Annotated in this window: 8 protein-coding genes; 6 read left to right on the forward strand and 2 right to left on the reverse strand. The window is 57.0% G+C overall.

The features are described 5' to 3' along the window. Window positions 1-533: 533 nt before the first annotated feature. Entirely contained in the window at window positions 534-1,493 is a 960-nt protein-coding gene (locus Q4D85_RS03715) for an alpha/beta fold hydrolase (protein WP_303198298.1), read from the forward strand. 44 nt (window positions 1,494-1,537) lie between these two features. Here the strand turns inward: Q4D85_RS03715 and Q4D85_RS03720 are convergent, their stop codons facing one another. Continuing rightward, window positions 1,538-2,791 (reverse strand): galactokinase family protein, encoded by a 1,254-nt coding sequence (locus tag Q4D85_RS03720; RefSeq protein ID WP_303198300.1) that lies wholly within the window; start codon window positions 2,789-2,791, stop codon window positions 1,538-1,540. A 183-nt stretch (window positions 2,792-2,974) separates the two neighbouring features. On the opposite strand from Q4D85_RS03720, the gene Q4D85_RS03725 reads away from it, so the two are divergent. Continuing rightward, on the forward strand, window positions 2,975-3,166 hold the full coding sequence (locus tag Q4D85_RS03725; protein ID WP_303198301.1) for a hypothetical protein: 192 nt from the start codon (window positions 2,975-2,977) through the stop codon (window positions 3,164-3,166). A gap of 27 nt (window positions 3,167-3,193) precedes the next feature. Here the strand turns inward: Q4D85_RS03725 and Q4D85_RS03730 are convergent, their stop codons facing one another. Beyond that, window positions 3,194-4,843, reverse strand: a complete 1,650-nt coding sequence (locus tag Q4D85_RS03730) for a CHAD domain-containing protein (protein WP_368502253.1) — start codon at window positions 4,841-4,843, stop codon at window positions 3,194-3,196. 568 nt (window positions 4,844-5,411) lie between these two features. Between Q4D85_RS03730 and Q4D85_RS03735 the strand changes: the two genes are divergently transcribed. The 4 genes from Q4D85_RS03735 (at window position 5,412) to Q4D85_RS03750 (ending at window position 11,437) form a co-directional block, all read left to right on the forward strand. Beyond that, the gene (locus Q4D85_RS03735) at window positions 5,412-6,752 is read left to right on the forward strand and encodes a glutamine synthetase family protein (RefSeq protein ID WP_303198303.1); all 1,341 of its coding nucleotides are present in this window, start codon (window positions 5,412-5,414) and stop codon (window positions 6,750-6,752) included. A 29-nt stretch (window positions 6,753-6,781) separates the two neighbouring features. Beyond that, entirely contained in the window at window positions 6,782-9,889 is a 3,108-nt protein-coding gene (locus Q4D85_RS03740; RefSeq protein ID WP_303198306.1) for a bifunctional [glutamine synthetase] adenylyltransferase/[glutamine synthetase]-adenylyl-L-tyrosine phosphorylase, read from the forward strand. Between the two features lie 143 nt (window positions 9,890-10,032). Continuing rightward, window positions 10,033-10,677 carry a heme oxygenase (biliverdin-producing) gene (locus Q4D85_RS03745; protein WP_303198308.1) on the forward strand — a complete coding sequence of 215 codons (645 nt, stop codon included), beginning with the start codon at window positions 10,033-10,035 and terminating at the stop codon, window positions 10,675-10,677. A 499-nt stretch (window positions 10,678-11,176) separates the two neighbouring features. Further along, window positions 11,177-11,437 carry a hypothetical protein gene (locus tag Q4D85_RS03750; RefSeq protein WP_303198309.1) on the forward strand — a complete coding sequence of 87 codons (261 nt, stop codon included), beginning with the start codon at window positions 11,177-11,179 and terminating at the stop codon, window positions 11,435-11,437. The last annotated feature ends 4 nt before the right edge of the window (window positions 11,438-11,441 follow it).

Genomic DNA, 11,441 nt, shown 5'->3' on the forward strand with positions numbered 1-11,441 from the left:
CCCAAAACCACAGGTCAACATTTCATACACATTTTCCTGGTGAGAAAACCTCAATCCTATCGATAGTATGGGAGACCAGCATTCCGATCACTGATCCGATCCGCTATCAGATGCTTGATAGCTGTAAACCTTCCTGCGCGGAGTCTGACACAAGTGTATGCCATGACGGAATCAGATGTGCTTTTTGTTTCCTGATAGGGGGATGTCATGTTCTCTTGTAGCCATTTACGGTTTCGTGAAGCAACCATTTTCCAGCCACCCTTGAGGTATTGGTGCGGTAAAATTGGTGATAGTCGTGCTGGTCGGCGGCTTATTGTGCATTAAGAAGTGCGCAGTCATTATTCGTGCCAGATGGTTATGCAACTTGCAGTCAAAGCCATTAAATCTGCAATTTAGGAACGGAATTGCATGCTATGAATTACATGCTTATTGCTTTGGTTTTGTCGCTTGTTTTATTTATTTTTAGTGTGTTTAAAAAGTTCGGCAAGCGATGGCGGAAATTTGCGCTGTTATTTCTTTCTTTTTGTTTGATTGTGCTCACTGGTTTTGGATATCTGTTCCCGTTTAATCCGACGCCGGAACCAAAGGGGGATAAGGAAGTTCTGACGGCGGATGGGTTTTATCGTCATGAAACGGCGTTTCCTAAGATGCAGACCGGGAAGGGCGAACGCGAAATCCCGGTGCGGGTGTGGTATCCGCGTGGGGCGAAAGAGAAGAGTCAACCGTTACTGGTGTTTTCACACGGGTCGTTTGGTGTTTCCCTATCGAATGAAACGTTGTTCCGTGAGCTTGCTTCCCGTGGTTACGTCGTGGTGAGTCTCGACCACCCGCATCATTCGTTTAGCACAACGCTTTCTGATGGGCAGGCCGTCCGCGTTGATGGTGGATTCCTAAAAGACGTGATGGGGCTGCAAAAATCAACGGATATTCAGGCCAATTTAGCGGCACTGCGCGGTTGGTTGGAAATCCGGGTTGAAGACATGAATTTTGTGCTGGATACAATCCTCGACGGGCAGGGTAACAACGATTTTGAAAAATACGTAGATCCCGGCCGTATCGTGTTATCGGGTCATTCTTTGGGCGGTTCGGCCGCCTTGGCGGTGGGTGATAACCGGCATGAGCAGGTGCGGGCGGTAGTTGCTTTGGAGTCGCCGTTTATCCACGATATCGAGGGCGTTGCGGGGGAGTCATATGTTTTTAGTGATGGTGAGTACCCGATTCCGGTTGCGCATATCTATTCCGACGCGGTGTATCCGCATATTGCGGCTGACACGTTGTATAAGCAAAACTACAGCCTCATTAAAGCCGATGATGCGCGATTTTTAAACACACACATAACCGGGGTAGGGCACCTTGGGTTAACGGATTTGGCGTTGGTTTCACCGGCGTTGACGAATTGGCTGGATTCCGGTCTGGATACGCGCCGCCCACCAGAGACGTTGGTTGAGCTTAACGGCTATGTTGTTGACTTTTTAGCCACCTATAACGGCTGATACTCACACGGTTATGTGTCGTGTGAATGCCAGCCGCAGGCCTTTTACACTTGTAAGAGTGTAGCGGGGGTGCCGTTGGTTAATTCGACGATGGTGAAGCCATCGTCGCTAAGGTCGGCGATGAAGTTATCGGCGCGGGTGCTAGTGACCAGCGCGATTACCGCCGGGCTGAGGCCGCTGTGCGCGCTGCGGGCGCTGTCGGCACCGCGGGTGATGCACAATTGGGCGATCGTATCGTCGACGCCGGTCACACCGTATAGCCCCGCCATGTTGTGTTGGGATTGGGCTAACGCCGGGTACACGTCGGCGATGCGGCGGGAACGGATCGCCTGGGTGACGGTTTGCACGGTGCGCAGTTCGTCGGAATGGTAGTCCATCCACTGGTTCGCCTCAGACAGGGTGGGGAGATTGTCGGTGCCGTGGACCTCGTGGCAGGCCCGCAGCCAGTCGATGACGCGGATATTTGCCTCCGGAAGCAGTCGGATGGACTCGGCACCGAATGCGCGGGTTGCTTCGTCGACGAATGCTTGTCGACGCTTAAGCTCTTCCGATACAGGCACAAAGTCGGAAACCGGCGGAATCACGGCGATGGCTGCGGTCTTATTGAGGGTGCTAACCAGGTGGCTTGCCTGGGTGATGGAGAAGTCGGCATAGTCGACGACGTTGATCATTGCGTCTTTTCCACGTAGCGCCACCGTGTAGCGCGCCCGAAGGGCCGGTTCCGGGCGGTAGTTGTGGGCGGCCTGGTAGCAAATGTCGGCCAGCTTGGTTTTAGCGGGCGGGGTGTCGATGTCTTCAATGGAGTGTGCCAGCGCGAGTGCGGTCGCTACCTCGATGGCTTCGGTTTCGCCCAGTCCGCTTAATGGTGGAATTTCGGTGGCGATGGTTATGTTGAAGCCTTTGGCATCCCGGCTTAGCATTTGCCGTTGAATCATGGTGGCGGCAAGCCCAGCTAATTGGGTAGCCCGGTCGGCAGCACCGTTGACTGGGGGCTCTTGGTTTTGCGTTAGCTGGGCGGAGCTGGTGGCTTCCGCCCAGTCGCCGGAGGCGGTGAGTTGGTATTCGTGAACGTTGATCGTGTTGTCGCGGCGGGGGCTTATGGCGACGGCTGCGTTGAGATCCAAGATGCTCATCAACACAATGCCGCCAGCATGGTCGGTGTGCTCCCCAATGAGCGACCAGGTTGCCGGTGCGGTCGCGACCGCCTCCGCCGGAACACCGCAACCGGTTTCGTGCCAGGCTTGTACCCGCTGCGCGAGAGGGGTGTCACTGCTGTGGGTGTTGGACCAGATTGGCATGATGCGGAAACTTCCTTAAGACCGAGCGGGTTGTCAATATTCCACACTAATGTAGCAATCGATCGGGCGGATGTGGGGTGGGCTTGGCGGTTAGCTGACTAAGAAGCTTAAAAATAGGTAGCGTGGAAGAAGGCACATGCGCGGTGTCAACCGAGCCCGAATAGAAATGAAGGATGGATAATCATGCAAGATGACGATCTCAAATGGTTCTATAACCAAGAAACCGGTCAGGTAGAGCAGGGTAAAGTCTCTAGCTTCGAAAGCCGCATGGGCCCGTACGATACCCGCGAAGAGGCAGAACATGCGATTGAAATCGCCGCCGAACGCACCCGTGCGGCGGATGCGTACGACGAGGAATACAACGACGAAGACTAACTGCTATAAGCTGACGTCTGTCGTTGGTTAGCGCTTTTTGCGCTTCTTTGCACCCCGGTTTTTCTTCCCGTTGGTGCGTTTGTCGGTGCGGTGGATGAGTTGCTTAAAGGCAGCGGCCACCGCCGCATACGTTTGTTCGTAGTCAGCCAAGACGTGTTGGCTTAGTTCGTGTTCAAGCCGGTAAAGCACCCCAAACCCGAAGGTATTGATCCCGTGGCGATGCGCATTGCCAGCGAGTTTCAGTAATTTATCGCGGGCGGTGACGCTGTCTTGGAAATCGCCTAAGACGGTCTGCATGTCTTTGCAAGCTTTATACAGGTCGAGGGTGTCGATGGAGGTGGCATCGCCGATCGCCTCCGCTGCGTAGCGTAGTTTCTTCGCGGCTTTGCGCAGGTCGTGGAAGTAGGTTTCCCGATCACGCAGCGGAATTGTATCGTCGTCCCACGCGGCCACCGCCTTTTCGTGTCGGTTCCGAAGTTTGCGGAAGTTATCTTTGACGTGCTGGGTGAGGATTTTCGCCGATGCGGCCCGGTCAGTGCCTGCCCCGACGGCGTTGGCGGCCAGCTCCGGGCGGGCGAGAAATTCGTCCAACATATCCAACATGCCCAGGTAACGTGCGTCGTCAAGCACTTTAACGATGCGTTGATGGGCGTGTTCGTATTCCCGCCGCATCACGTCATGCAGGTAGGTGGCGGTGGCGTCGTCCACCGCGCCGGTTTCCTCCAGTGCGCACAGCAGGCGGAACCGTTCAGCGATCACTTCGGCGTCGCGGGCTTGGCCTAAAATCCCGGCGAGTTGTTTAAGGTTGTCCTCCAACACCAGGTGGGTTTTGCCACTTAAGATTCCCTCGAATGTTTGCAGGTGGCTGCGTAGCTCCCGGGTGGCTACCCGCATCTGATGCACCGAATCCCATTCGTCGCGACGCACCCTGGGATCGAAATTAACCAGCTTGTCGCGGTTACGCTTCAGCGCGTGTAGCACCGCGTAGGCGGGGGAATCCGCGGCGACTTCCGCAAGTTGCGGCGGGATGGGGGCGTAGTCGATGCTGTCGCCGATGGCCATCGCCAGTTTCGACGGGCTTTTCGACGCCACCGCGCCCGCCGACCGCAGGACCTCGGCGGCCGCTTTCAGCAGCGTGTCGGCATCATCGCAGGCGTCTGTTACCTCAATCTCCCATTCTCGCCACTGCGTTTTCTTGCCCTGTGGCAGGAAGGATTGTGCTGACACATGGTCGTCGCAAAATTCGGCGATAACGCTGCCGGAGTCGTCGGCAAGCAAGGATTCGTGTCGCTCATTATCCACCTGTGCGATGGGGATCAATTCCTCATTTCGGATAATGGCACGCACCGCCGCCAGAATGACATCGGGTGGTTGTTCCGCGTCAGTAGTAAGTGGATGGTGAATTTCTCGTCGTCCATTGGCCGCCGGGAGTTTAATATGCCACCCATCGTCGGTGCCGCCGGTGCGGCGTCGCAACGTGATCTTTAACCGGCTTAATCGTACGTCCGCGGTGTCGAAATACGTCGCGGTCAGCCGGTGAATCCTGGTTTCTGCCACCTGCGCCACCCCAGCGATGTCGCTCAAGTCGGGTACCGCAGTGTCGGTATCCACCGCAAATTTCGCTTCTACCTCAAGTTGTTCATGTAGTCCCATAACCTGGATGCTACCTGGATTCACGCAGCCGCTGTCTTGGGTGTGACCCGCCAAACGAAAACAACTACCACAGCCTGTAGCTACCACAACCAGCTACCACAATGAGCACAGAGTGTTTTCTTATCTGGGGATGGCATGGTTTGGGGAAGATAGCATGTGCACCGATGGGGACGAAGCGACGTGCGCTTTTGAGGGGATAGGGGATTAGTGTTCCCGGTTGTTATCAGCGTTCACAACCAGCAACTCGACCTTTCCATCCCAATGGGGCAGAAAACCTCATGCGCGTTGCGTATAAGTCGAGTTGCCTGCTTGGAGCACGATCACTAGGGTTTGCGATGGGGCGGAATTCCTGGTGAAACCCGCCGTACTCGACCAATCCGTCGTCGCGAGGGTGAAACCGGGGGTCTGAATCTGGAAAAGTCGAGTTCCAAAAAGGAACCCCGGTGCGGGGCGGTGGATCGTCGAAAAGCAAAAGGCGCTAAACGCCCGTGCTGGTGGGCAGAATCTCCTGGTAGCGGAACCGGAAGCGCCTTTGAACACTACGCCCTGGTGGCGCGTACCCAATTGGATAACAAGGCGCTATCGTGGACGTATGGATTCACAACAGGAATACGTGCTGCGTACCATCGAAGAACGAGACATTCGCCTGGTGCGGCTATGGTTCACCGACATCTTAGGTTCCTTGAAATCGGTGGCGGTAGCGCCCGCCGAACTGGAAAGCGCCTTTGCGGAGGGAATCGGCTTCGACGGCTCGGCCATTGAGGGGTTCTCCCGTATCTCCGAATCCGACACCATCGCCATGCCCGACCCCTCCACCTTCCAACTCTTACCGGTCGACGGCGATGACCACCCGATTCAATCGGCCCGCATGTTCTGCGACATCATGAACCCCGATGGGCACGCCTCCTATTCCGACCCCCGGCAGGTGCTGCGCAGGCAAGTGCAGATCGCCGCCGATGAAGGGTTCAGCTGCATGGTCAGCCCCGAAATCGAGTTCTACCTGGTAGAAAACCTCCAAACCGCGGGGCAAACCCCGAAACCCACCGACAACGGCGGCTATTTCGACCAAGCCAGCTACAACATCGCGCCGCACTTTAGGCGGGACGCCATGTTCGCGCTTGAGGATATGGGGATACCCGTGGAATTCTCTCACCACGAAACCTCGCCGGGACAGCAGGAAATCGACCTGCGGCATGCGGATGCCCTCACGATGGCCGATTCCATCATGACGTTTCGCTACCTCATGAAACTCATCGCCCAACGCAATGGGGTAGGGGCAACGTTCATGCCCAAACCGTTCCAACAATATGCTGGCTCTGCCATGCACACCCACATGTCCCTGTTTGAAGGCGACATCAATGCATTCCACGACCCGGACGACGAATTCAGCCTGTCGCGCACCGCGAAGCAATTCGTGGCGGGCATCCTCACCCACGCCAATGAAATCTCCGCCATCACCAACCAGTGGACTAATTCCTATAAACGCATCCTCTTCGGCAATGAAGCACCAACCGCCGCTACCTGGGGTGTTTCCAACCGCTCCGCGTTGGTGCGCGTGCCAACCTACCGGCTAGCCAAGGAACAATCCCGCCGCGTGGAAGTGCGTTCCCCGGATTCCGCCTGTAATCCTTACCTGGCGTTGGCCGTGCTGTTGGGCGCGGGGTTGAAAGGAATCCGCGAAGGCTATGACATTCCCGAACCTGCCGAGGACGATATTGCGTCGTTGTCGCGCAGGGAACGCCTTGCCTTAGGGTATGTCGACCTGCCTGGCAGCTTGGATCAGGCGTTGCGGGAGATGGAGAAATCCGAATTTGTTGCGGATATTTTAGGCGAGCATGTCTTTGAGTTTTTCCTGCGCAATAAGTGGCGCGAATGGCACGACTACCAGCAGCAGATTACTTCGTGGGAATTGCTCAATAATTTAAGCTTCTAACGCAAAAGTTTCCAAGGATTGTATAGCCCATGACATCCCCGCGCACCACCCGCAAAACCCTGCCCACCACGGGAGCATTAAGCTTAAGCAGCCCGCAAGCCATTGCTGATTTGGAGCAGCTTGGCTGGTGGAACGACGAAAGCGTTGAGATTTTGTGGGCACTCAGCGGTGCCGCCGACCCGGACCTGGCGTTGAACCAATTGATCCGCCTCAGGCAGGCGCTCACCGACGAGGCCGGGGGATTTACCGAACTGGATGCCGAAATTCGCACGAACCCGTGCCTGCGGGTGCGGCTTTTCGCCCTGCTAGGGTCCTCGAGCGTGCTGGGCGATCATCTTGTCGCGCAGCCTAAGCTGTGGCGATTATTGCTTGTCGACGCCCCCACGCGCGAAGAAATGCTGGAAAGCCTGCTGGGCAGCGTTGAGGCTATCCCGGCCTATTTCTCGGAGGACATCGGCTACACCGGGGTGTGTGATACAGCCCGCCCCGACCGCACCACGGTCGGCACCTATGTTGCTGGTATCACCGGCCCGGAAGCCGAAGCGATTTTACGACGCGACTACCGCACCCTCCTCATGCGGATAGCTGCGATTGATGTGGCGGGCACCTATCCGGAAAACTCCCGTCGAGTAGGGCAACCAGAAGTTCCGTTTCGGCAGGTAACCGAGCAATTGGCCGACCTGGCCGACGCGGCGCTCACCGCAGCCCTAGCGGTTGCCACCCGCCAGGTGTACGGCGATAATCCGGTCGATAGCCGCTTGGCTATCATCGCTATGGGCAAATGCGGCGCGAAAGAACTCAATTACATTTCCGATGTCGATGTTATTTTCGTCGCCGAACCAGCCGGATCCAAAGCGACCCGGCAGGCCAGCGAAGTGATAAAAATCGGATGCCGGTGCTTCTTCCAAGTCGATGCCGCGCTACGCCCCGAAGGCAAACATGGGGCGCTGGTCCGCACCTTAGAATCCCACGTCACCTATTACGACAGGTGGGCGCACACCTGGGAATTCCAGGCGCTTTTAAAACACCGCCCCATGACCGGCTGCATGCAACTCGGGCAGGAATACTCCGCCGCGCTTTCACCCAAGGTATGGGAGGCGAGCAGGCGGGAATCGTTCGTCGCCGACGTGCAGGCCATGCGTCGAAAAGTGGTGGCCAACGTCCCGGAGCACCTGCAATACCGGGAACTCAAACTCGGGCACGGTGGGCTACGCGATGTCGAATTCGCCGTGCAATTGCTGCAACTCGTGCACGGACGCTCCGACGAAACGCTGCGGACCCTAGCGACAGTCGACGCCCTAGCCGCGCTTATCGACGCCGGTTACATCGGCCGCGAAGCAGGCGCCAGCCTCATCGAAGCCTACGAATTCCTCCGCCTGCTAGAACACCGGCTGCAACTACAAAAGGTCAAACGCACCCACACGCTGCCCGAACGCGACGATACCGCCGCCTGGCGGTGGCTGGCGCACGCCGCCGGATTCCGCGGGGAGAAAAACCGCTCCAGCGTCGACATCCTGGAAGAAAACCTACGCAAGGTGCGGCTTACTATCTCCACCCTCCACCGCCAACTGTTCTACCGGCCGCTTTTAGATTCCGTCGTCAACTTAAGCGTCGACGAAATCAAACTCAGCCCCGATGCCGCCAAAGAACAGCTGCGCGCCTTGGGCTATAAACACCCCGACCGGGCATTCGAGCACCTCACCGCGTTGGCCGCAGGCGCGAACCGCAAAGCAAAAATCCAAGCGATGCTCCTGCCCACCCTCATGGAATGGCTCGCGCCCACCGCCGACCCGGACGCCGGGCTCCTCAACTACCGGAAACTCTCCGATGCGGCATTCGACCGCACCTGGTTTTTGCGGCTGCTGCGCGACGAGGGGATCATCGGCAAACGCCTGATGACAATACTCGGCAATTCCCCCTACACCGCTGACCTCATCATTTCCACCCCCGACATCGTCAAACAATTCGGCGACGGGGCAAGCGGGCCAAAACTACTAGAAACAAAACCCGACACCGTATCCACCTCACTCGTCCGCGCCGCCTCCCGCCACGACAACCCCGACCGAGCCATCCAAGTAGCACGCTCCCTCCGGCGCGCCGAACTAGCCCGCATCGCCGCAGCCGACGTCCTCAACCTCATGGACGTCAAAGACGTCTGCCGCAGCCTCTCACTCGTCTGGGACGCAGTACTCGAAGCCGCCCTCCAAGCAGAAATAGCAACAGCCTGCGCCGAAACCGGCAGCCCGGCACCCTGCGAAATAGCCGTCATCGGCATGGGGCGACTCGGTGGGGCGGAACTCGGCTACGGCTCCGACGCCGACGTGATGTTCGTCTGCGAACCCGCACCAGGAATCGACGAGTCCGACGCCGTGAAATGGGCCATCGGCATCTGCGACCGAATGCGCAAACGCCTCAGCAAACCATCCGGCGACCCGCCACTGGAAGTCGACCTAGGGCTACGCCCCGAAGGACGCTCCGGCGCAGTCGTGCGAACCTTAGAGTCCTACCGCAGCTACTACGAACGCTGGGGCGAAGTATGGGAAATCCAAGCACTGCTGCGCGCTGACTGGATCGCAGGAAACCCCGAACTCGGGTACCGATTCCTCGAGATGATCGACGAATTCCGCTACCCACCCAACGGCGTGGACGACAAAACCATCCGCGAAGTACGGCGCATGAAAGCCCGCGTGGACAACGAACGACTCCCACGCGGCGCCGACCGCAACACCCACACCAAACTAGGGCGCGGGGCACTCACCGACATCGAATGGACCGCACAACTACTCACCCTCATGCATGCCCATGAAGTCCCCGAACTGCGCAACCCCTCCACGCTGGCGGTCTTAGACGTGGTCGCCGCCAAAAAACTAGTGGCACCGGACAAAATACACACGCTTATCGACGCCTGGCTGCTGGCCACCAACGCCCGCAACGCCATCGTTTTGGTGCGCGGCAAACGAAAAGACCAATTACCGCACCCCGGGCCACAATTGGCGCAGGTAGCAGGCGCGGCCGGATGGGACCCGGAGGAATCCCAAGACTTCTTGGAGGAATACCTGCGGGTGACGCGCCGGGCGCGGAATGTCGTGGACGAAGTCTTTTGGGGTGAAGTGGTTCCTGAACACGGCGAGTACTGACTGCCAAAGGGATAGTCGGTAAATCAACCGATCGGTTGATGTTAGGTCACCCTTGCCTAAAATAATATATGTGGCAGTATTAACAACAGTGTAAGAAATTGCCCAGCAAGCGATTGCCTAGCAAAAAATTCCCAAGGAGAATTATGACTATTGCCACTTCGCCTCTTTCAGTGGAACTGAAGACCTCAACTGCCGACGCTCACGAACGCGCCGAGCACTCGACCTTCATGTCGGATTTGTTGGAGGGGCGGCTGGACGTCAACGCATTCATCGCGTTGCAGCAGCAATCTTGGTTGTTCTACACCGCGTTGGAAGAAGCAACCGACGCGGTACGTGAGTCAGGTTTCGCTGTTGACCTGCTCGACCCGGTACTCAACCGCAAAGAAACCTTAGCCCGCGACCTTGAGAAGCTCTGCGGCGCTGATTGGGAAGCTGGCATCACCGCGCTTCCAGCCACCCAGGAATACATCGACCGCCTCAACGACATCCGCGACACCGTCGACGGCCCACGCCTGGTTGCACACCACTACGTCCGCTACCTCGGCGACCTTTCCGGTGGTCAGGTTATCGGCCGCATGATGCAACGCCACTACGATGTCGACTCGGCAGCGTTGAGCTTCTACGACTTCCCGGAGATCGAAAAGCTCAAGCCATACAAGGACGGCTACCGGGCAAAGCTTGACGGCCTCGAGCTCACCGATGAAGAGCATGCCCGCTTGGTCAACGAAGCATCCGATGCCTTCATCTTCAACCACAACTTGTTCGCTGCACTAGGCACAAGCAACTAATCCCATAGTGCGCCACGGCGCAACAATCCCCACCAGCGTGTAATCCGAACTGAGATCGGGTCCACGCCGGTGGGGATTTACGCATTTTACTGGTATCAACGGGTGGATTCCAGAAGCTATGGAAACACCTCGTTTACGGTACGTTAGAACAGAAATTTATGGGATTGGGTCTGAGAAATCTGCAGCTAGATGAGTACTTGGCCTAGCCGCTTTAGGGCAACTCGACCTTTTAGTGGTGCGGCGGTAAGTTTCGTGGTCCGGGAGACGAATAGGTCGAGTTGGGGTGTGGCCAGCGGGTTGATCGCGCGTGTGTAGTGGGGCTCGATAAAGACTTACCCACAGGGTTTTTTAAAGACCGCAGAACCAGAAAAATGGCCCTATCTATTAAAGATCAGGGATACTTCGGGGAAAACCCTGATGCTTCGTGTCTAGTATGTGGCTTAAGCTTGGGCCAAGGGCACGGTAGTGCTGATTTCTAGATTCTAAGGATGTGACACTGATGGCTTTGACGCTTTCGCTTGATGTAACAAACTGCACTTTTGCGGAATTAAGTGCTTTCGTTCGGTCGTTGGAAGCCGCTGGTATTAAACCGCACGGGGTATTGAAACTGGAGGGGTCATCGCTTGTAGCCGTTATTGATGCCCCGGGTCAACGGGTGTCGGAGTCGTCGAAAAGCGCAACGCTAGACCCGCTGCAATTAGGGGACGCGGCGCTGAGCTCACTGATCGACGTTTTGAAATCCAAGCGCAATAACCTGTAGTTTT

It is taken from the genome of Corynebacterium sp., assembly GCF_030532965.1.
In the GTDB taxonomy this organism is placed as follows: domain Bacteria; phylum Actinomycetota; class Actinomycetes; order Mycobacteriales; family Mycobacteriaceae; genus Corynebacterium.